Annotated in this window: 22 protein-coding genes and 1 other RNA gene; 11 read left to right on the top strand and 12 right to left on the bottom strand. The window is 67.6% G+C overall.

Annotated features, from left to right (window positions below; translation table 11 throughout):
• Nucleotides 1-53 precede the first annotated feature (53 nt).
• The 5 genes from B146_RS0111370 to gap form a co-directional block, all read right to left on the bottom strand.
• Nucleotides 54-1,856 carry a glucan ABC transporter ATP-binding protein/ permease gene (locus tag B146_RS0111370; RefSeq protein WP_026358538.1) on the bottom strand — a complete coding sequence of 601 codons (1,803 nt, stop codon included), beginning with the start codon at nt 1,854-1,856 and terminating at the stop codon, nt 54-56.
• Nucleotides 1,857-2,209: 353 nt separating this feature from the next.
• Complete coding sequence (locus B146_RS25785) at nt 2,210-2,935, bottom strand: SGNH/GDSL hydrolase family protein (RefSeq protein ID WP_019996565.1); 726 nt, start codon at nt 2,933-2,935, stop codon at nt 2,210-2,212.
• Between the two features lie 24 nt (nt 2,936-2,959).
• Nucleotides 2,960-4,153, bottom strand: coding sequence for a phosphoglycerate kinase (locus B146_RS0111360; RefSeq protein WP_019996564.1), 1,194 nt, complete (start codon nt 4,151-4,153; stop codon nt 2,960-2,962).
• A gap of 45 nt (nt 4,154-4,198) precedes the next feature.
• Nucleotides 4,199-4,759 carry a putative glycolipid-binding domain-containing protein gene (locus tag B146_RS0111355; protein ID WP_019996563.1) on the bottom strand — a complete coding sequence of 187 codons (561 nt, stop codon included), beginning with the start codon at nt 4,757-4,759 and terminating at the stop codon, nt 4,199-4,201.
• A gap of 5 nt (nt 4,760-4,764) precedes the next feature.
• Entirely contained in the window at nt 4,765-5,778 is a 1,014-nt protein-coding gene (gene gap, locus B146_RS0111350; RefSeq protein WP_019996562.1) for a type I glyceraldehyde-3-phosphate dehydrogenase, read from the bottom strand.
• Nucleotides 5,779-6,169: 391 nt separating this feature from the next.
• Here gap and B146_RS0111345 point away from each other — a divergent pair, with 391 nt between their 5' ends.
• The 5 genes from B146_RS0111345 (at nt 6,170) to B146_RS0111330 (ending at nt 8,459) form a co-directional block, all read left to right on the top strand.
• Complete coding sequence (locus B146_RS0111345; protein ID WP_019996561.1) at nt 6,170-6,451, top strand: DUF4164 domain-containing protein; 282 nt, start codon at nt 6,170-6,172, stop codon at nt 6,449-6,451.
• Nucleotides 6,452-6,498: 47 nt separating this feature from the next.
• Nucleotides 6,499-6,861 (top strand): cell division protein ZapA, encoded by a 363-nt coding sequence (locus B146_RS0111340; RefSeq protein WP_019996560.1) that lies wholly within the window; start codon nt 6,499-6,501, stop codon nt 6,859-6,861.
• Between the two features lie 7 nt (nt 6,862-6,868).
• Nucleotides 6,869-7,504: a 5,6-dimethylbenzimidazole synthase gene (bluB, locus tag B146_RS0111335; protein WP_019996559.1), complete on the top strand. Its 636-nt coding sequence runs from the start codon at nt 6,869-6,871 to the stop codon at nt 7,502-7,504.
• Between the two features lie 79 nt (nt 7,505-7,583).
• Nucleotides 7,584-7,742: non-coding RNA, 6S RNA (gene ssrS / locus B146_RS28335), on the top strand.
• Nucleotides 7,743-7,868: 126 nt separating this feature from the next.
• The gene (locus tag B146_RS0111330; protein ID WP_019996558.1) at nt 7,869-8,459 is read left to right on the top strand and encodes a 5-formyltetrahydrofolate cyclo-ligase; all 591 of its coding nucleotides are present in this window, start codon (nt 7,869-7,871) and stop codon (nt 8,457-8,459) included.
• Here the strand turns inward: B146_RS0111330 and B146_RS25780 are convergent.
• A complete protein-coding gene (locus tag B146_RS25780; protein ID WP_019996557.1) occupies nt 8,413-8,964 on the bottom strand; it encodes a CAP domain-containing protein in 552 nt (183 codons plus the stop codon). The two genes, B146_RS0111330 and B146_RS25780, sit on opposite strands and share 47 nt — an antisense overlap.
• A 149-nt stretch (nt 8,965-9,113) precedes the next feature.
• Between B146_RS25780 and B146_RS0111320 the strand changes: the two genes are divergently transcribed.
• The 3 genes from B146_RS0111320 (at nt 9,114) to B146_RS0111310 (ending at nt 10,890) form a co-directional block, all read left to right on the top strand.
• On the top strand, nt 9,114-9,761 hold the full coding sequence (locus tag B146_RS0111320; protein ID WP_019996556.1) for a glutathione S-transferase N-terminal domain-containing protein: 648 nt from the start codon (nt 9,114-9,116) through the stop codon (nt 9,759-9,761).
• Nucleotides 9,758-10,579, top strand: a complete 822-nt coding sequence (locus B146_RS0111315; protein ID WP_019996555.1) for a TIGR00282 family metallophosphoesterase — start codon at nt 9,758-9,760, stop codon at nt 10,577-10,579. Before B146_RS0111320 ends, B146_RS0111315 begins: the two co-directional genes overlap by 4 nt.
• Before the next feature lie 83 nt (nt 10,580-10,662).
• On the top strand, nt 10,663-10,890 hold the full coding sequence (locus B146_RS0111310; RefSeq protein WP_019996554.1) for a hypothetical protein: 228 nt from the start codon (nt 10,663-10,665) through the stop codon (nt 10,888-10,890).
• Nucleotides 10,891-10,932: 42 nt separating this feature from the next.
• Here B146_RS0111310 and ruvB read toward each other — a convergent pair whose 3' ends face one another.
• The 5 genes from ruvB to ruvC form a co-directional block, all read right to left on the bottom strand.
• Nucleotides 10,933-11,973, bottom strand: coding sequence for a Holliday junction branch migration DNA helicase RuvB (ruvB, locus tag B146_RS0111305; protein ID WP_019996553.1), 1,041 nt, complete (start codon nt 11,971-11,973; stop codon nt 10,933-10,935).
• A gap of 42 nt (nt 11,974-12,015) precedes the next feature.
• A complete protein-coding gene (ruvA, locus tag B146_RS0111300; protein WP_019996552.1) occupies nt 12,016-12,636 on the bottom strand; it encodes a Holliday junction branch migration protein RuvA in 621 nt (206 codons plus the stop codon).
• A complete protein-coding gene (locus B146_RS0111295) occupies nt 12,633-13,055 on the bottom strand; it encodes a type II toxin-antitoxin system VapC family toxin (RefSeq protein ID WP_026358535.1) in 423 nt (140 codons plus the stop codon). The genes ruvA and B146_RS0111295 overlap by 4 nt, the downstream gene beginning before the upstream one ends.
• The gene (locus B146_RS0111290; RefSeq protein WP_019996550.1) at nt 13,033-13,302 is read right to left on the bottom strand and encodes an AbrB/MazE/SpoVT family DNA-binding domain-containing protein; all 270 of its coding nucleotides are present in this window, start codon (nt 13,300-13,302) and stop codon (nt 13,033-13,035) included. The genes B146_RS0111295 and B146_RS0111290 overlap by 23 nt, the downstream gene beginning before the upstream one ends.
• A 66-nt stretch (nt 13,303-13,368) precedes the next feature.
• Nucleotides 13,369-13,887: a crossover junction endodeoxyribonuclease RuvC gene (gene ruvC / locus B146_RS0111285; protein ID WP_019996549.1), complete on the bottom strand. Its 519-nt coding sequence runs from the start codon at nt 13,885-13,887 to the stop codon at nt 13,369-13,371.
• 150 nt (nt 13,888-14,037) lie between these two features.
• On the opposite strand from ruvC, the gene B146_RS0111280 reads away from it, so the two are divergent.
• Together B146_RS0111280 and B146_RS0111275 are read left to right on the top strand one after the other, a co-directional pair.
• A complete protein-coding gene (locus B146_RS0111280) occupies nt 14,038-15,138 on the top strand; it encodes a serine hydrolase domain-containing protein (protein WP_155897458.1) in 1,101 nt (366 codons plus the stop codon).
• A 288-nt stretch (nt 15,139-15,426) separates the two neighbouring features.
• Nucleotides 15,427-16,902, top strand: coding sequence for a glucosyltransferase domain-containing protein (locus B146_RS0111275; protein WP_026358534.1), 1,476 nt, complete (start codon nt 15,427-15,429; stop codon nt 16,900-16,902).
• Nucleotides 16,903-16,998: 96 nt separating this feature from the next.
• Here the strand turns inward: B146_RS0111275 and B146_RS0111270 are convergent, their stop codons facing one another.
• Nucleotides 16,999-17,748 carry a YebC/PmpR family DNA-binding transcriptional regulator gene (locus tag B146_RS0111270; protein ID WP_019996546.1) on the bottom strand — a complete coding sequence of 250 codons (750 nt, stop codon included), beginning with the start codon at nt 17,746-17,748 and terminating at the stop codon, nt 16,999-17,001.
• 166 nt (nt 17,749-17,914) lie between these two features.
• Here B146_RS0111270 and B146_RS0111265 point away from each other — a divergent pair, with 166 nt between their 5' ends.
• A complete protein-coding gene (locus B146_RS0111265; protein WP_019996545.1) occupies nt 17,915-18,724 on the top strand; it encodes an MBL fold metallo-hydrolase in 810 nt (269 codons plus the stop codon).
• Nucleotides 18,725-18,767 lie beyond the last annotated feature (43 nt).

Here is an 18,767-nt window from a genome sequence, read left to right as displayed (position 1 = left end):
CGCCCCGCAGCCTTGTTGGAAGGGAGCGGGGCCGACCCCGCTCCATCCTAATCTTATTCCGCGGCCTCGCGGAACGTCTCGGCGTCGTTGTCCTGCACGACCTCGGGCAGGGGCCGGCGCAGCGAGGAAACGCCGGCGTCGCGGGCGAGACCGGCGAAGACGCCGCCCTGCGCCACCAGCTCGTCGAACGTGCCGGTTTCCACGATCGAGCCGTTGTCGAGCACGATGATCCGGTCGGCCGAGCGGATCGTGGACAGGCGATGGGCGATCACGAAGGTCGTGCGGCCCTTGCGCAGCCGCTCCAGCGCGGCCTGGAGGCGGGTTTCGGTCGCGGTGTCGAGCGCCGAGGTCGCCTCGTCGAGGATCAGGATCGGCGCGTCCTTCAGGAGCGCGCGGGCGATGGCGAGGCGCTGGCGCTCGCCGCCCGACAGGCCCGCGCCGCGCTCGCCCACCATGGAGGCGAACCCGTCCTCCTTGCGCTGGATGAAGTCGAAGGCACCGGCAAGCTTCGCCGCCTCCTCGATCTCGGCCATCGTGGCTTCCGGCCGGCCGATCGCGATGTTCTCCTGGATGGTGCGGCTGAAGAGGCCGGCTTCCTGGAACACGACGCCGATCGAGCCGCGCAGCGAATTCAGCGTGACGTTGCGGATGTCCTCTCCGTCGATCGTGATGCGGCCCTGCTCGGGGTCGTAGGCGCGCTGGAGAAGGGCGAGCGCGGTGGACTTGCCCGAGCCCGTCGGGCCGACGATCGCGACGGTCTCGCCGGGTGCGGCCTCGAAGGACAGGCCGCGCACCGCGCCCGAGCCCTCCGGGTAGCGGAAGGTCACGTTCTCGAAGCGCACGCGCCCTTCGGTGATGGGGAGCGGCTTGGCGTCGGTGAATTCCACGACATCGGTGCGCTCGCGCAGGACGCCGAAGAACTGCACCAGCATGGGCGCGCGGCCGAACAGGCCCATGAGAAAGCCGGTGAACTGGTCGAGCCGGCCGATCAGGAGTGTCGCGAAGCCGACGAAGGAGACGATCTCGCCGACCGTGGTCAGCCCGCGCGAGGCGAGAAAGGCGCCATAGGCGAAGATCGAGACGATGGAGATGGACGAGGCGCCGCGCGTCAGCACCGACATGACCGCCCACCAGTTGAGAACCGGATATTGCGCGGCCAGGATGCGGTCGAGCGAGGAGCGCACCGAATGGATCTCGCGCGGCACGGCGAGGAAGCTCTGGAGCATGGGCACGTTGCCGAACAGCTCGCCGACCGTGCCGGAGACTTCCGTGAAGCGGCCTTCGACCTGGCTCTGGCCGCCCGAGGTGCGGCGCACGACGGCGAGATTCACCAGCGTGTAGATGACGATCAGCGCGCCGAGGAGCGAGGCGAGGCGCCAGTTCATCCAGAAGGCGACGGGCAGGAGCACGGTGAGCGCCACCATGTTGCCGATCTGCTCGCGAAACAGCGGCAGCCAGAAGCCGAACAGCGTGTCGACGCCCGAGATCATCACCCGCATCAAGCGCCCCGACTGCGAGCGCGAATGGAACGAGGCGGGGAGCGCCAGCACATGTTCCAGGAAGGTCGCCATGGCCGCGAGACGGCGGCGATGCATCAGCCTGTCGGCCAGAAGCGAGATCACCATGGCCGAGAGAAAGGACACGAAGCTCGCCGCGCCCCAGACGAGCACGAGCGACACGGCGTCGCCGCCCGACAGAAGCGCGTTGATCGCATGGCCGAACAGGACCGGCTCGGCGACCTGGATGCCCGCGACGGCCATGCCGGCGAAGACGATGCCGAGCGCCTTGCCGCGCTCGGCGCGAAGAAGCGCGAGCGCCTGGGAATAGGCGGAGAAGGTTTGGGAAAGAGCCGACATGGCGAAACATCCGAAATCGCGTCGATCCATCAGGGGATCGGGGATGAAGCTGACGGCGCGGCTTTGGGTCGCCGGAGCTTCAGAAAACGCGAGAGCGTGTCTTGAAACCGTGAGAGGCTGCGCTAGCGCGCTTCGTATCGCAGGGATGCGGCGCAAATCTTGTCCTAAAGCATCGCGCCCGATGAAATTTTCTTAAGCTTTGTTACGGGCCGATCGCTTCCCGTGATGCTGCGGCGCATTCAGGCGCGCGGGCCTGCGGCCGGCCCAAGGGGGCGGCAGGTGGCCGGTCGCTGAAGGCGAGGATCATCGAGGAGGGGGGAAGGGCCGTCCGCCGGGCGGTCGGGCGGGGCCGATCACGCGTCGCGCGACTCGCCCAGGCAGTAGTTCGCCAGATGTCCGGCGACATAGACATGGCCCTCGGCCGAGGCATGGAACCCGTCGCGCGAGAAGCCGGCCGGCTCGACGCGGGGGATTTGCGTGGCGGGAATGGCCCCACGCTCGACGCAAAGCCGCGCGCCGACGCGGCGCAGGATGCGGCTGCGCAGTTCCAGAACGAGGGCGAGGCCGCGCGGCAAGGCCGGCACGCGCAGCATGTCCACCGGCTGCGACCAGACGATGCGCGCATCCGGCCAGCGGGCGCGCAGCGCATAGAGAAGCGTCCCGAAGCTGCGCTTGAAGCGCCGCGCCGAGTGGAAGTTCTTCACGTCGTTCGTGCCGATCGACAGGACGATATGGGTGAAGGCCTCGCGCGCCACATTGGGCACCACGAAGTCGCGCACCTCCGAGCAGACGGCCGAATTGGCCCCCGCCGCCCGCCAGGCGACGACGCGGCCCGTCAGCGCATAGAGCCGTTCGGCGAGGCGCGGCGCGAGACTTTCCTCGATCCGCTCGACGCCGACGCCGGCCGCCGAGGAATCCCCGATCACCAGAAGCCGGATGGCCGGTGCCTCTTCGCTCACGCCCACGCATCCATATTGCGCGCCGGCGGGCGGCGGCATCCGCTCCACGCGGCGGCGGATGCCGAGGCCCTGCCAGACATAGACGGGCAGGAGAAGCCAGGAGAGAAGCGTGTCCTTCACGAAAACCCCCCGCTTGTCAGCCGATCAGGCCTTGAGCGCTTCGACGCCCGGCAGGGCCTTGCCTTCCATCCACTCCAGGAATGCGCCGCCCGCCGTGGAGACATAGGTGAAGCGCTCGGCGACGCCCGCCTGATTGAGCGCGGCCACCGTGTCGCCGCCGCCGGCGACCGACACGAGCTGGCCGGCATCCGTGCGATCGGCCGCGTGGCGCGCCGCCGCCATGGTGGCGCGGTCGAAGGGCTCGATCTCGAAGGCGCCGAGCGGGCCGTTCCAGACGAGGGTCTTCGACTTGTCGATCCAGGCCGAGATCGCCTCGACGCTGGCGGGGCCGACATCGAGGATCATCGCGTCGGACGGAACGGCCGAGACGGCCACCGACTCGTTCGCGGCATTGGCCTTGAACTCGCGCGCCACGACCGCGTCGGTCGGCAGGAGGATGGTGCAGTTGGCGGCTTTCGCCTTTTCCAGGATCTGGCGGGCCGTGTCGGCGAGATCGTGCTCGCAGAGCGACTTGCCGACATCGATCCCTTGCGCGGCCAGGAACGTGTTGGCCATGCCGCCGCCGATCACGAGGCAGTCGACCTTGGCGACGAGGTTCTGGAGAAGGTCGATCTTGGTCGAGACCTTGGCGCCGCCGACAATGGCGATGACCGGCTTCTCGGGGTTGCCGAGGCCCTTTTCGAGCGCTTCCAGTTCGGCCTGCATCGTGCGCCCGCAATAGGAGGGCAGGTGATGGGCGAGGCCTTCGGTCGAGGCATGGGCGCGGTGCGCGGCCGAGAAGGCGTCGTTCACGTAGACATCGCCGAGCGAGGCGAGTTGCGCGACGAAGGTCTCGTCGTTCTTTTCCTCGCCGGCATGGAAGCGGGTGTTCTCCAGAAGCAGAACGTCGCCGTCCGTCATGTTGGCGACGATGCCGTCCGCCACCGGGCCGACGCAGTCTTCCGCAAAGCCGACCGGGCGGCCGAGCTTTTCGCTGAGAACCGGCGCGATGGGGCCGAGCGACTGTTCGGGATCGGGCTTGCCCTTGGGGCGGCCGAAATGGGCGAGAAGCAGGACGCGGCCGCCCTTGTCGGAAATCTCGCGGATCGTCGGCAGGATGCGGTCGATGCGCGTGGCATCGCTCACCTTGCCGTCCTTCATGGGCACGTTGAGGTCCACCCGCACGAGAACGCGCTTGCCCTGAAGGTCGGCAGTGTCGAGCGTCTTGAAGAGGGTCATCTCATGGCTCCAAGGAAAGGAAGAACGCGGTTGAACGCGCAAGAACTACAGGCGTTTGAACAGGGTCGGATAGTCGATGACGAGACCGTCCTCGTCCACGGGGAGATCCACCGCGAAGCTGCGGTCCACCGCCTCGTAGCGGAACAGACGCTCCGAAAGCTTGATGTAGCGCTGAGCGTCGACAAGAGGCTCGAACGTGTCGAAGGGCACGTAGAGCATCCGAAGCTCGGTCGGCTCGGACAGGTGTTCGCCGAGCCGGCGGATCGGCAGCGTGTTGGTGAAGGGCGTGCCGGCGAGATCGATGTCGAGGCAGCCGGCGAGGTCCGTGCGCTCGGTGCCATCGGGGCCGATCCAGAAGCCCGGCGCGCTCTGCGTCAGCGCCAGCCGGTCGCCATGGGCGGCGCGGATGTCGAAGCTCTGGACCTGCCAGTCGGCGTCGAGGCGGATTTCGTAGGACACGCCGTAGGGGCGGCCGCCGCGCTCGCCGATGACCGCCGAGCGAGCGACGACGCCGTCCGGCGTCGTCGTCAGATGCAGATGCTCCAGCCCCGCTTCGGACACGGGCGCCCAGCGGACATCGCGCGCGAGAAGGGGCTGGAAGCTCATGGCTCTCAGCCGGCCTTGTGCATGGCGATCGCGGTGTCCGACATGCGGTTGGAGAAGCCCCACTCGTTGTCGTACCAGGAGAGGATGCGCACGAAAGTGCCGTCCATGACCTTGGTCTGGTCCATGGCGAAGACCGAGGAATGCGGGTCGTGGTTGAAGTCGGTCGAGACGTTCGGGTCGAGCGTGTAGCCGAGAATGCCCTTCAGCGGACCGTCGGCGGCGGCGCGGATGGCGTCCTGCACTTCCTGGATCGAGGTCGCGCGCTTGGCGACGAACTTGAAGTCCACCACCGAGACGTTCGGGGTCGGCACGCGGATCGACGAGCCGTCGAGCTTGCCCTTCAGTTCGGGCAGGACGAGGCCGAGCGCCTTGGCCGCGCCGGTCGAGGTCGGGATCATCGACAAGGCCGCCGCGCGGGCGCGGTAGAGGTCCTTGTGCATCGTGTCGAGCGTCGGCTGGTCGCCCGTGTAGGAGTGGATCGTCGTCATGAAGCCGGTGTCGATGCCGATCGCTTCATGCAGGACCTTGGCGACCGGCGCGAGGCAGTTGGTCGTGCAGGACGCGTTGGAGACGATCTTGTCGTTGGCGGTCAGGGTCTCGTGGTTGACGCCGTAGACGACGGTCTTCTCGTCGGCCGCGTTGGTGAGCGGGCCGGAGATCAGCACCTTCTTGGCGCCGGCTTCCAGATGCGCCGAGGCCTTGGCCGGGTCGGTGAAGATGCCCGTGCATTCGAAGGCGATGTCGATGCCGAGTTCGCCCCAGGGGAGGTTCTTCGGGTCGCGCTCGGCGGTCACGCGCATCGGGCCGCGGCCGACGTCGATCGTGTTGCCGTCGACCTTCACCGTGCCGGGGAAGCGGCCATGGACCGAATCGTAGCGGATGAGATGGGCGTTGGTTTCCACCGGGCCGAGATCGTTGATCGCGACGACCTCGATGTCGGTGCGGCCCGACTCCACGATGGCGCGGAGAACGTTGCGGCCGATGCGGCCGAATCCGTTGATGGCGACACGTACTGCCATGGTCTTCCTTTCCTGAAGGGCGAAGCCACCGAGGCCCCGTCCCGTTTCGCCGGCGCGAAGGGCGCGCAACGGCGGGCTGCGATGGCGTTAGAGCCGGCAGGGCGCCGGGTGAGGATGGAGCGGACGAGAACGCGCGGGAAGAGCGGGCCTTCTGGGCAAAGGCATGGGGTCGAACGTCCTCCCGGATGCGTCGCGCGCGCGGCGGGCGCGCCGCCTTTGCCGCGCACTCATCATAGGTTCTTCGCGCCTGTCAATCATCGCGGCGCGTTGCTCCGGCGTGGAAAAGCTTTTCACGCCCTTGCGTTCCCGTTAAAGCGGGGAGGCGACCCGGTCCGGCACCCTTCAGGCCGGGTCGCGCGAGTTCTCAAGGCTGACGGGAAAAGGGGTTTTTATGCCGGACGCGGGCCCGCTGACCGACGCGACGAATCGCCTTCAAGCGGCTCTGGAACGTTTGGAGCGCGCGGTGGAGCGGCGTGTGTCGCGAGACCATATCGTCATCTCGGCCGAAGAGGAGGTGCAGCGCATGACCGCCGACCGATCCCGCCTCGCCGCCGACCTCGACGCGGCGCTGACGCGCGCCTCGCGGCTCGACGCCGCCAATCGCGAAGTGTCGCGCCGGCTGGTCACGGCCATGGAGACGATCCGCGACGTCCTGGCCCAGCGCCGGGGCTAGCCCCGCCGTCCCTTCGCCCGCCGCCGCCGAACCACCGAAAGACACCCATGCCCCAGATCGTCGTTTCCATCGATGGCAAGACCTACCGGATGGCCTGCGCCGACGGCGAGGAAGCGCATCTGACGGGGCTCGCCGCCGATCTCGACGGCCGCATCGGCGAGCTGCGCGGCGCCTTCGGCGAGATCGGGGACCTGCGCATCACGGTCATGGCCGCGATCATGGTGAGCGACGAGCTGTCCGAGCAGCGCCGGCGCGTGGCCGAACTCGAGGCCGAGCTGGCGCGCCTCGGCGCGGGCGGCGGCGACACCGCGCGCGCCGCCTCGACCGGCGACCAGCGTCTGATCGAGCATCTTCTCGGCGTCAGCGACATCGTGGAGCGGCTGGCCGAACAGCTGGAGACCGGCCGCTGACGCCGCGATGACGCCCGATTTCGACGAGGCCTTTCGCGCCGGGCTCCTCGATCTCTTCGCCTGGCGGCGCGATGTCCGCCACTTCCGACCCGACCCTCTGCCCGACGGCACGCTCGCGCGACTGATCGCGCTTTCGACGCTCGCCCCCTCGGTCGGCCTTTGCGAGCCCTGGCGCTTCGTGGTGGTGGACGAGCCGGCGCGCCGCTCGGCGATCCGCGCCGACTTCGCGCGCGAGAACTTGGCTGCGGCCCGCGAGCAGCGCGAGGACCGCGCCGCGCTTTATGCTCGCCTGAAGCTCGAAGGAATGGAAACCGCGCCGGCGCAATTCGCGCTCTTTGCCGACGCCGACCCCACGCAGGGCGGCGGTCTCGGCCGGCGCACCATGCCGGAAATGGCGGCCTATAGCGCGGTTCTCGCCGCGCACACGCTCTGGCTCGCCGCCCGCGCCGAGGGGCTGGGCCTCGGCTGGGTCTCGATCCTCGATCCCGTCCGCGTCGCGCAAGCCCTGGAGGTGCCAGCCGACTGGCACTTCATCGGCTACTTTTGCCTCGGCTATCCGAAGGAGGAGGCCGAGACGCCCGAGCTGCAGCGCGCCGGCTGGGAGCGCCGCCGGGGGCTCGAGGGCAAGCTCTTCCAACGCTGAGCGCGGCAAAGACGCCGCGCGCCGAAAGCGGGCCGGGGACCTCTGGCGCTCGGGCGCGCGAGGGCCTATATTCGGTCTCGGCGGGCTGCGCGGTTCGACAGGGATAACTTATTCCCCGGGGCCTTACTCATCCCTTAGGGAGCTGTCCCTGCTGCGGTCCGTGGACTGCGGCACACGGCGCCCACCTACTTTGTAGGTTCCCGGGATCGACTTTCTCATCGGCCGAGGTGGCTCGCCACTATCCTCTTCCCTCCGATCGATCAAAATCCGACCCGCGCTGCGTGGGGGCGGGTGCATCGGCTTGGTCGCCGCTCGGGCGATCTGCTAGACCCCGTGGGATGCTGAGGGACTATCGGGGAGTGGCATGGCGGACGTGCTGGACGAGAAGACGCTTTTGCGCCGGCGCATGAAGGCGTTGCGCGACGCGCTGCCGGCCGGCGCGCGGATCGAGGCCTCGCTCGCCATCGCCGATCATGCCGACCCCGCGCTCCGCTTCGAGCCGGGCACCGCGATCGGCGCCTTTCTGCCCATCGGCTCCGAAGTCGACCCACGCCCGCTCATGGCCCGGCTGCAGGATCGCGGCGCGCGTCTGGCGCTGCCCTGCATCGTCCGGGGCGATCTCGTGTTTCGCGAGCTTCGGCGCGGAGCCGAGCTCGTGCCGCAGGGCTTCGGCACGCATGGCCCGGGCGAGGATGCGCCCGAACTCGATCCGGCGATCCTCCTCGTGCCGCTTCTCGCCTTCGACCGGCGCGGCGGGCGGATCGGCTATGGGCGCGGCTTCTACGACCGGGCCATCGCGCGCGTCGCCGAGCGCTTGGGCTCCGTCGAGACGCTGGGTCTCGGCTTCGACGCGCAGGAAGTGGCTCAGGTGCCGATGGAAGCGAGCGACCGCTTTCTCGACCGCATCGTCAGGGAAAGCGGAGTTCTGGTCCCCAGCGCATCGGCGTCTGGCTGACCGCGACCGGGGCGTCGGGTTTCGGTGCCCCGAAAATCTGCGTCCAGTAGGTCGGGCCACCCTCGCGCAGCTTGCCGCCGGCAAAGCCCATCTCGGTCACGTTGGGGTTCAGGAGATTGCGCCGGTGGCCGGGCGAGTTGATCCAGCCCACCATGGCCGCGCCATAGTTGGAATAGTTGCGACCGATATTCTCCGCCACCGTCGACCATTCGTAGCCGAAGCGCGCGACGCGCCCGGGCAAGGCGCCGGCCACGGCATGGTCCATCCGGTTGCGCTCCGCCATCGCGGCGGTCTGCCAGCTCGCCGCCTGCATCAGCTTCTCGTTGATGCGCAGCGGCTTCAAGCCGTTGCGGGCGCGAAACTCGTTGACGAGGGCCAGCCCTTGCGCGCGCTCGATCAGGAGCGGCGCGGTGCGGCTCGTGTCCACGGGCTTGACGCTCGCGCAGGCCGAGAGACCGAGCGCGGCGGCGCAAAGAAGGAAGGCGGGGAGGGAAGGTCGCGTCACGTCTCGTCTTTCCGGCCCGTGCGGGCGTCTGGGTCTGGCGCCGCCCTTGGGCAAACTCCCGAGGGCGGCGATTTTTCTCGTAAAAGGCCGCTCCCCCTTTGGCCGCTCCTACGTTAGAGCCCAAACCAATGGAAAAGCGGAGAGCACGGGTGATCGAGCTTTACACCTGGACGACGCCGAACGGCGAAAAGCCTGTCCTCATGCTGGAGGAATGCGGGCTCGACTACGACCTGCGCCTCGTCGATATCTCGACCGGACAACAGAAGGAATCGGGCTTTCTTGCGATCAACCCGAACGGGCGCATTCCCGCGATTCTCGATCGGGACGCGGGCGAGGGGTACCGGGTCTTCGAATCCGGCGCGATCCTCGTTCATCTCGCCGAGAAGACCGGGCGCTTCCTGGCCCCCGGCGGCATGGCCCGCGCCGAGACCTTCGCCTGGACCTTCTTCCAGGCCGGCGGCACCGGGCCGATGATCGGGCAGATCCATTACTTCCGCAACGCGGACGAGCGCAGCGATTTCGCCATCAAGCGCTTCGAGCGCGAGGGCGAGCGCCTGCTCGGCGTTCTCGACACGCGACTGTCTGAGGTGGACTATCTCGCCGGCGACTATTCGATCGCCGACATGATGAACTGGAGCTGGGCGCGCTCGGGGCTGAACGATCTCGACGCGCGCGCCCGCTTTCCCGCGCTCGCCGCCTGGGTCGACCGGGTCGGCGCGCGCCCCGCCGTCGTCCGGGCGCTGGAGCGCCTTCAGGAGGCCAAGCGCCTCGCCGCCGAGAAGGCTTCGAACGCATGAGATTTCTGTTTCTGGGCGACATGGTGGGCCGCAGCGGACGCAGCGCCGTCTATGAGCGCCTGCCCGGTCTCATTTCCGACTGGAAGCTCGATTTCGTCGTGGTGAACGGCGAAAACGCCGCCGGCGGCTTCGGCGTGACCGAAGACATTTTCGAGGAAACGATCCAGGCCGGCGCCGACGTGATGACCACCGGCAACCATGTGTTTGATCAGCGCGAGGCGCTGGTCTTCGCCGCGCGGCACGATCGGTTCCTGCGCCCGGCCAACTATCCGCCCGGCACGCCCGGCAAGGGCTCGGGCTTCTATGAGGCGCGCAACGGCGCGCGGGTGCTGGTGGCCAATCTCATGGGCCGCGCCTTCATGCATCCCGAACTCGACGACCCGTTCCGCGCCGCCGGCGAGATCGTCGCGGCCTGCCCGATGGGCGAACAGGCCGACGCCATCATCATCGACATGCATGCCGAGGCGACGAGCGAGAAACAGGCCATGGGCCATTATCTCGACGGGCGCGTGTCGGTCGTCGTCGGCACGCACACGCATGTGCCGACGGGCGATCACCAGATCCTCGTCAACGGCACGGCCTATCAGTCCGACGCCGGCATGTGCGGCGACTACGACTCCTCGCTCGGCATGGAGAAGGAGGAGCCGCTGAACCGCTTCCTCACCCGCATTCCGCGCGGGCGCTTCGAGGCGGCGAGCGGCCCGGCGACGATCTGCGGCCTCGCCGTGGAGATTTCCGACCGCACGGGGCTCGCCGAGAAGGTCTCGGCCGTGCGGATCGGGCCCCGGCTTGAAGAGGTCGTGCCGAGCTTCTGGTGACGCCCTATTGATGCCGTGAAGCGCGGCTCTTCTGCCCTGCGAAACGCCCGGTGGGGTCTCGGGCTTTTCGTGGCAGGGGGGTCATGCCATCCAACCGCTTCCTTTCCAGTCTGGGCCTCGTTCTGGCCTCGATCGCGTCCGTCACATCCCTTCCGGGATGCCCACGGCTGCCGCATCACCGCCTCGCCCTGCATGCGCCCCTCTTCTCGCAGCTGGACGACGACGAGGATCGCGAGGTCCTGCTGCCGATGGCGGAGAGCGAGGAAAAGGACGAGGAGGACGATCCCGATCCGCTCGAAGCGGCGGCGTGAGGGCGGCGAAGCTCTTCGGTCCGGCAAGGCTTGTCGGTCCGTTCAGTCTTCGTCGCCGGTGAAGAGGCTCGCCTGCACGCCCTGATAGGTCGCGGGCACGGCGAGGCCGAGATGCCGGAAGGCGTGCTGGGTCAGGAGCCGCCCGCGCGGCGTGCGCTGGATGAAGCCCTGCTGCAGGAGATAGGGCTCCACGATGTCCTCGATCGCGTCGCGCGGCTCCGACAGGGCGGCGGCGATCGTCTCGATGCCGACCGGGCCGCCGCCGAAATTGAGGGCGATGAGGTCGAGATAGCGCCGGTCGAGCTGGTCGAGCCCGACGCTGTCGACGTCGAGCCGCGTCAGGGCCTCGTCGGCGGTGCGCCGGTCCACCACCTCGGCGCCGGCCATGGTCGCGAAATCGCGCACGCGGCGCAGGAGGCGGCCGGCGATGCGCGGCGTGCCGCGCGCGCGCCTTGCGATCTCGCGCGCTCCGTCCTCGCTCATCGGCAGGCTCATCAGCCGCGCCCCGCGCTTCACGATATGTTCGAGTTCGTCCACCGTGTAGAAATTCAGGCGGACGGGAATGCCGAAGCGATCGCGCAGCGGCGTCGTCAGAAGGCCGAGGCGCGTCGTCGCCGCCACCAGCGTGAACTTGGACAGGTCGATCTTCACCGAGCGCGCCGCCGGCCCCTCGCCGATGATGAGGTCGAGCTGGAAATCCTCCATCGCCGGATAGAGGATTTCCTCCACCGCCGGCGAAAGGCGGTGAATCTCGTCGATGAACAGGACGTCGCGCTCTTCGAGATTGGTGAGGAGCGCGGCGAGATCGCCGGCTTTGGCGATGACCGGGCCGGAGGTCGAGCGAAAATTGACGCCGAGTTCCTTGGCCATGATCTGCGCCAGCGTCGTCTTGCCGAGGCCCGGCGGACCGACGAAGAGCACGTGGTCCAGCGCTTCGCCGCGCGTCTTGGCCGCTTCGATGAAGATCTTCAGATTGGCGCGCGCCGCCGCCTGGCCGACGAAATCGTCGAGCCTTTGCGGGCGCAGCGTCGCATCGACGTCCTCGCCGCGCTTTTCCGGGGTGATGAGGCGGGTGTCGCTCATGGGTCTCGTCCGTTCCGCTCCCATCGGGGAGCGGCCTTCTCGTTATCGGCTGAGAGCCTTCAGGCCAAGCCGGATCAGCGCCGTGGACGCCGCGCCTTCGCCGGCCTCTTTGAGCGCGGTCGCGACGGCGCCCGCCGCCTGCTCGCGCGAATAGCCGAGATTGACGAGCGCCGACACCGCGTCCGCCACCGGGGCGGGCGCGACGCCCTCGCCGATCTCGCGCTTGAGGCCGAGCGTCTCGTCGCCGCCCGCGCCCGAAAAGGCCGGCACCTTGTCCTTCAACTCGGCCACGATGCGCGCGGCGACCTTCGGCCCGACGCCCGGCGCGCGCGCCACCGTGGCGCGGTCCTGCAGGGCGACGGCATTGGCGAGATCGCCCGGCGTCAGCGTGCCGACGACGGCCAGCGCCACCTTGGCGCCGACCCCCTGCACGCTCTGAAGCAGGCGGAACCATTCGCGCTCGGCCTTGGTGGAAAAGCCGTAGAGGCGGATCATGTCCTCGCGCACATAGGTCTCGACGAAGAGCTCCACCGCCTCGCCGCGCCCCGGCAGATGGGCGAGCGTCCTCGCGCCGCAGAAGGCGACATAGCCGACGCCATGCACGTCGATCGTCGCGCTTTCCTCGTCACTCTCGTCCACCGTGCCTTTCAGCTTGCCGATCAAGGATGCGTCTCCGGGCAGATGAGGATGAGGTCGGGAAAATAGTCGCGATAGCGGCTGCCGTCGCGCGTCAGCAGGCGGTGTCCAGCGACCTTTGCATGGGCGCCGATCAGGAAGTCCGGCAGGGTGCGTTCGCGCCGGCCGCCGCGCCGGCGATAAAGGCGATGGGCCTCTCCGGCAGGCCATGCGGCCGCATAGGGAAACGTCTCCCGCTTGGGCTGAAGCCATGCGAAAGCCTGCGCCAACTGAAATTCCTGAAAACGCGGGTCGGCCAGTTCGGCCCAGACGATCGCGCTGAAAACGATCGGCCCTTCCGTCGTGCAACGCTTCATTTGTGCAAGGGACCAAGGCCGCGTCGCGGCATCGGCTGGGCTCAGGAGATCGATCAGGACATTGGTGTCAATGAGAGTCGAGATCGTCACGCGGACCTCTCAGCCATTCCATGTATTCGTCCGTCGTCATGCCGCCGAGGTCCAGCGTGCCGGCCACGCTGTCGGCCCATTCTTCGAAACTCTTCGGGGCGCTGTCGCTCGCCGGTCCCGAACGGGCTTCGAGCACCACGACATTGTCTCCCCGGTCCACGAAGGCGACTTCACTTCCGGGGCCGATTCCCAGCTTGTCGCGGATCGGCTTGGGGATCGTCACCTGGCCTTTTTCCGTCACGCGCATAAAGACCTCGCGGTGTAATACCTAATTGGTATTACCTAGCTGCGAGATGCGAACAAGTCAAGAACATCACAGGCCGGCAAAGGCCGCCCGGGCCTGCGCGGACTGGCGGTGATGCGTGTGGCAGATGGCGATGGCGAGCGCGTCGGCGGCGTCGTCGCCCTCGAAGGTCGCGCGCGGCATCAGCACCTTCACCATCATGTGGATCTGCGCCTTTTCGCCGTGGCCGACCCCGATCACCGCCTTCTTCACGGCGTTCGGCGCGTATTCGGCGACGGGCAGGCCAGCGAGCGCGGGCACCAGCAGCGCCACGCCGCGCGCCTGGCCGAGCTTGAGCGTCGCCACCGCGTCCTTGTTGACGAAGGTCTGCTCCACCGCCGCCTCGTCGGGCCGGTGGTGATGAACCACGGCCGAGAGCCCGTCATGGATCTGGCGCAGGCGCGAGGCGAGGTCGAGCTTGGCGTCGGACGTGACCGTGCCGCTCGCCACGAAGCGCAGCGAATTGCCCACGGTCTCCACGACGCCCCAACCCGTGCGGCGAAGGCCGGGGTCGATGCCGATGATCCTGATGGTCCGCTCCTGCAGCATGAACACGCGCCCCGAAATGCTTAACGGATTTCGACGCTAAAGACAAAGAGTGAACGGATCGAAAACGAAGCGGAACAAAGCGAAAGGCGGGGGATCAAGTTGCGGTGACGCGCCCTGTCGATGGCCCGCGCGGCTCGCCATCTGGGATTCATGATCGGCAAAACCTTCGCGACGCTCGCCCTTGTCGGTGGCCTCCTCCTGTCTTCAGCCCTGGCGCAGGACACGGCGCCCGGTTCCGAACCCTCAAGGGTTCCGCCCGATGCGCGGGGCTCACAGGCCGGGGCGCCCGCTGTGGCCGATTTCGGTGCGGTGCGCGAGCGCGCGAGCGGCCTCGCCGCGCTGGAAACGCTGCTCGTCGCGCAAGGTGGCGAGACCGTGCTGGAGGAGGGGTTCCGTGGCAATCGGACGGACCGCGCCACCAACATCAAGTCGGCCTCGAAATCCGTGGTCGCGTCCCTCGTCGGCATCGCCATCGACAAGGGCGCGATCAAGGGGACGGACCAGAAGATCGCGGATTTCCTTCGCCCCGACTTCCCCGCCGATCCCGATCCGCGCTTGTTTCATGTCACGGTCGGTCATCTCCTGTCGATGCAGGCGGGGCTGGAGCGCACCTCGGGCGGCAATTACGGCGCCTGGATTTCCTCGCGCAACTGGGTGCGCGACGCGCTGCGCCGGCCCTTCGTCAGCGATCCCGGTGGCCCGATGCTCTATTCCACCGGCTCGACCCATCTCCTGTCGGCGATCCTCACCAAGGCCACCGGTCGCTCGACCCTGCAACTGTCGCGCGACTGGCTGGGGCCGGCGGGCGTGCGCGTGAGCGATTGGGAGCGCGATCCGCAAGGCCTCTATCTCGGCGGCAACCAGATGGCGATGACGCCGCGCTCGCTCCTGGCCTTCGGCGAGTTGTACCGGCGCGGCGGCACGGCGGCGGATGGAACGCGCGTCCTGTCGAAGAGCTGGATCGATCAAAGCTGGACGCCCCGCACCACCTCGCGCTTCCATGACGGGCGCTACGGCTATGGCTGGTTCATCGACCGCTTCGCCGGCCATGAGGGCTTCTATGGCTGGGGTTATGGCGGACAGATGATCTACGTGATCCCCGACCTCGCGCTCACCGTCGCCATCACCTCCGACGAGACGCAACCCTCCGCCCGCTCCGGCTACGTCGCCGATCTGCACCGGCTGGTGTCGGAAGCGATCATCCCGGCGGCGAGGGCGAAAGGGGTTAATGCTCCACCCAGGAGCCTCTGAGGCGCGGCGTCCTTTGCACATCGCAGCGCGCGCCGTGCGAGCAGCTCCCGCCTCCCGGATGCTCGGGGCGCGCCGTCCCTTTCCGAAGCACCCGAGCACTTTCGACCGGGGGCCTGTTTGACGTAACGGAATCTCCCCATCGAATCCGATATGCGCTCCGGACCCGGGGGGCATCCCGAATGGGAGTTCCAAAGGGGAGGCGGATCAGCTAGAGGCGGCAAGGCTTCCCGAGGATCATCCGGGATGGATGCCGTCCTTTACGCTGAATATCGAGATCGAACCCGCATCATGACGGACGCGCCGCTCCGCAAGTCGCCGCTCTTCGGACGCTTCACCCTTCAGCACTTCGTGGCCTGTTTGCTGATCGCCTATGTCTGCTACGCATCGGCGATCATTCTGCCCGCCTTCAATGCCGACGACATCATTCAGACCCAGAGCGTCAGTGGCGACTACATGACCTTCGCCCAGCAAGGGCGCTGGGGCTATTTCCTGATCTACGGGTATCTGTTCGACGCCAATCCGGCAGGCCCGTTCGCGCTCATGGCGGGCGTTGCGATCCTGTGCGGAGCGGGTGTCGTCGCGGCCCGGACCATCGGCGCGTCGACCGCTCTGTCCTACGGCAGTTTCGTTCTGATCACGGCCGTCTCGATCTATTTCGCGATCTGCTTCTCCTTCGACAGCACGCGCATCGCCTATCCGCTGTCGGTCGCCGTCGCCGCTCTCGCCGTTCACGGGATGCTGTCGCGGCGCTGGATCGCCGGTGCGCTCCTGTTCGCACTCGCCCCGGCCTTGTTTCCGGCGTCCGTCCAGGTCGGCCTCACCATCATTCTCGCGGCGTCCCTGGCGACGCTTCTGTCGGAGCGACGTGTCGCGCCGGCGCTCCGAAAAGCGGTGATCGGCGCAGCCGGCGTCGTCTGCGGTCTCGCGCTCTATCTCGTGCTGACCAAGCTTTCGCCCTTCTGGACGGGCGTCCCGCTCAGTCCGCGTTCGTCGGTGGATATTCTGGGCGCCCTGGCCGAGTACGGTCGCTTCTGGAAGATCCTGACCGGTCACGCTGTGCCGAGCGGCGATGACATCTCGCACTTCAACCTGTTGATGCAGCTGTCGATCTGGGCGCTGATCGCCCTGCTCGTCGCGGTGGTCGTCTCGCTCGCTTCCTCGGGCGGCGGGCTGGCGCTGACGCTTTTCGCAGCGCTTCTGGCCATCGGCCTGTTCGTCACGCCCTTCTGTCTGGCCTTCGCCTCGCCGATCGATGATTTCGGTCCGCGCGCCCTCATCGCCTATTCGATCACCCATGCCTCGATCGCGGTTCTGGCGATCGAGACGGCGAGACGCTGGCGCTTATCCTTTGCGCTGGTGCCGGCCGTGGTCGCCGGGTGCCTCGTTCTGGGAACGTCCGTCGCCATCTCGCAGAACGCCTTCGACGAATACCTGACCTCGCGAAACGATTTCCTCGCGACGAACCGGATCATGGCCCGCGTGGAAGAAGCCGCCGCCGAGGCAGGGCTGTCCATGCAAGGACCGATCCCTCTCGTGGTGCGCTACGAAAAGCCCTTTTCCCTGGCCTCGACCGGGGTGCCGTCGACATCGCGCGCAACGCTCTGGTCGCAGGAATGGATCTTCCGCCATATCGACCCGCGCATCGCGCCCATCACCGGAGCCCGCCGCGAGGACATTCTGCGCGCGGCCGGCGAGCGTCCGGAATGGCCGCGTTCCGGCTCCGTCTTCGTGATCGACGGCACCGTGGTGGTGAACATCAACTGAGAACCGCGTGCCCGAATGGGCGGGCAACGGACGCCACGAAAAAAGGCCGCGCCGTGTGAACCGGCGCGGCCTTCTTGCAGAGCGAGATGAAAGGGATCAGGCGGCGGAAAGCTTCGCCATGACCTCTTCGTCCACTTCGAAATTGGCGTAGACGTTCTGCACGTCGTCATCGTCCTCGAGATTGGCGATGAGGCGCAGGACGCTCTGGGCCTTGTCCTCGTCCACCGGCACGCCGGTCTGCGGGCGCCAGATGATCTTGACGCTTTCGGCCTCGCCCAGCGTCTTTTCCAGCGCCGCCGACACGTCGCCGAGATCGGCGAAGGCGGTGAGGATGCGGTGGCCGTCCTCGTCGGACTGGACGTCGTCCGCGCCGGCCTCGATCGCGGCTTCCATCACCTTGTCCGCGTCGCCGGCCTTGGCGGAATAGACGATCTCGCCGACGCGGTCCCACAGGAAGGACACGGAATTGGTTTCGCCGAGCGCGCCGCCGGACTTGGTGAAGTAGGAGCGCACGTTGGAGGCGGTGCGGTTGCGGTTGTCGGTCAGCGCCTCGACGATGACGGCGACGCCGCCGGGACCGTAGCCCTCGTAGCGGACCTCGTCGTAGTTCTCGGTGTCGGCGCCCGAGCCCTTCGAAATGGCGCGCTGGATGTTGTCCTTGGGCATGGACTGCGCCTTGGCGTTGTTGATCGCCAGGCGCAGGCGCGGATTCATGTCGGGATCGGGCGTGCCGCTCTTGGCCGCCACCGTGATTTCGCGTGCCAGCTTGGAGAACATCTTGGAGCGCACGGCATCCTGCCGGCCCTTGCGATGCATGATGTTCTTGAATTGGGAATGACCGGCCATCGGGCACCTGTCTCGTCAAGATTTCAGATGAATGGTGTTTCTATAGGTTTTCGGCCCGCGATCGTCCAGCGCGAGGCCGGCTTGTCCTCGCGGGAATATGACTTGGCCGCGCGCCGCCCGGAGGTAAGCTGAGGTTAGCAAATGCCTCCGTCCGAAAGGCGATGCGATGCGACGGCTTCTTCTGGCCTTGAGCTTTCTCGTTCCGATGCAAGCCGCCATGGCGCAAGACGGGGAGGGGGCGCCGAGCACCTGCCTTGCCGTCGCCGAGCGCGCGGGCGTCCGCACCGCCTCGCTGGACGCCACCGCCCCATGGCGCGTGGCGGCGAGAACGTTGGGCGAGGTGCGTATCACCTTTGTCCACCACGCGACCTATCTCATCGAAACCGGGCAGGGGGTGCGGATCGCCACCGACTATGCCGGTTTTTCGGGCGCGGGGCCGGTGCCCGACGTCGTCACCATGAACAAGGCCCATTCGACCCATTACACCGACTTTCCCGACCCCGCGATCGGCACGGTGCTGCGGGGCTGGAATCCGGCGGGTGGCGCGGCCCGGCATAATGTCACCGTCGGCGATGTCCTGATCCGCAATGTCCCGACCGACATCAACCGCTTCGGCACGTTCGAGGCGGACGGCAATTCCATCTTCATCTTCGAGGCGGACGGGCTGTGCATCGGGCATCTCGGCCATCTCCACCACAAGCTGACCGAGGAGGACTATGCCGCGATCGGGCGGCTCGACGTGCTCATGGTGCCGGTGGACGGGTCCTGGACCATGAGCCAGCGCGGCATGGGCGAGATCGCCGAGCGGCTTCATGCCTCCGTGGTCCTGCCGATGCACCGCTTCCGCACGCCCATCGAGCGGTTTCTGGAGCAAATTCCCGATTTCGGCGTGGAACGACGCGCAGAGGACACGTTGACCCTCTCGGCCCGCACCCTGCCGAGACAGCCGACGGTCATCCTCCTGAAGGGCGTGTGATCGAGACGAGCAAGGCCGGCGGATCGCTCCGCCGGCCCTGAGA

The organism is Aureimonas ureilytica DSM 18598 = NBRC 106430 (genome assembly GCF_000382705.1).
Classification (GTDB): Bacteria; Pseudomonadota; Alphaproteobacteria; order Rhizobiales; family Rhizobiaceae; genus Aureimonas; species Aureimonas ureilytica.
Note: the sequence above shows the minus strand (reverse complement) of the source record. Positions and strands in the feature narration are given on the sequence as shown.

Bases quoted from the DNA above. Each gene is read 5' to 3' on its own strand.
- B146_RS0111315 (WP_019996555.1), top strand. From the start codon at position 9,758: ATGAGATTTCTGTTTCTGGGCGACATGGTGGGCCGCAGCGGACGCAGC.
- B146_RS0111355 (WP_019996563.1), bottom strand. From the start codon at position 4,759: ATGAGCTTCCAGCCCCTTCTCGCGCGCGATGTCCGCTGGGCGCCCGTG.
- B146_RS0111280 (WP_155897458.1), top strand. From the start codon at position 14,038: ATGATCGGCAAAACCTTCGCGACGCTCGCCCTTGTCGGTGGCCTCCTC.
- ruvC (WP_019996549.1), bottom strand. From the start codon at position 13,887: ATGCTGCAGGAGCGGACCATCAGGATCATCGGCATCGACCCCGGCCTT.
- B146_RS0111310 (WP_019996554.1), top strand. From the start codon at position 10,663: ATGCCATCCAACCGCTTCCTTTCCAGTCTGGGCCTCGTTCTGGCCTCG.
- bluB (WP_019996559.1), top strand. From the start codon at position 6,869: ATGACGCCCGATTTCGACGAGGCCTTTCGCGCCGGGCTCCTCGATCTC.
- B146_RS0111270 (WP_019996546.1), bottom strand. From the start codon at position 17,748: ATGGCCGGTCATTCCCAATTCAAGAACATCATGCATCGCAAGGGCCGG.
- B146_RS0111360 (WP_019996564.1), bottom strand. From the start codon at position 4,153: ATGACCCTCTTCAAGACGCTCGACACTGCCGACCTTCAGGGCAAGCGC.
- gap (WP_019996562.1), bottom strand. From the start codon at position 5,778: ATGGCAGTACGTGTCGCCATCAACGGATTCGGCCGCATCGGCCGCAAC.
- B146_RS0111370 (WP_026358538.1), bottom strand. From the start codon at position 1,856: ATGTCGGCTCTTTCCCAAACCTTCTCCGCCTATTCCCAGGCGCTCGCG.
- B146_RS0111345 (WP_019996561.1), top strand. From the start codon at position 6,170: ATGCCGGACGCGGGCCCGCTGACCGACGCGACGAATCGCCTTCAAGCG.
- B146_RS0111290 (WP_019996550.1), bottom strand. From the start codon at position 13,302: ATGCGCGTGACGGAAAAAGGCCAGGTGACGATCCCCAAGCCGATCCGC.
- B146_RS0111265 (WP_019996545.1), top strand. From the start codon at position 17,915: ATGCGACGGCTTCTTCTGGCCTTGAGCTTTCTCGTTCCGATGCAAGCC.
- B146_RS0111340 (WP_019996560.1), top strand. From the start codon at position 6,499: ATGCCCCAGATCGTCGTTTCCATCGATGGCAAGACCTACCGGATGGCC.
- B146_RS0111330 (WP_019996558.1), top strand. From the start codon at position 7,869: ATGGCGGACGTGCTGGACGAGAAGACGCTTTTGCGCCGGCGCATGAAG.
- B146_RS0111275 (WP_026358534.1), top strand. From the start codon at position 15,427: ATGACGGACGCGCCGCTCCGCAAGTCGCCGCTCTTCGGACGCTTCACC.
- ruvB (WP_019996553.1), bottom strand. From the start codon at position 11,973: ATGAGCGACACCCGCCTCATCACCCCGGAAAAGCGCGGCGAGGACGTC.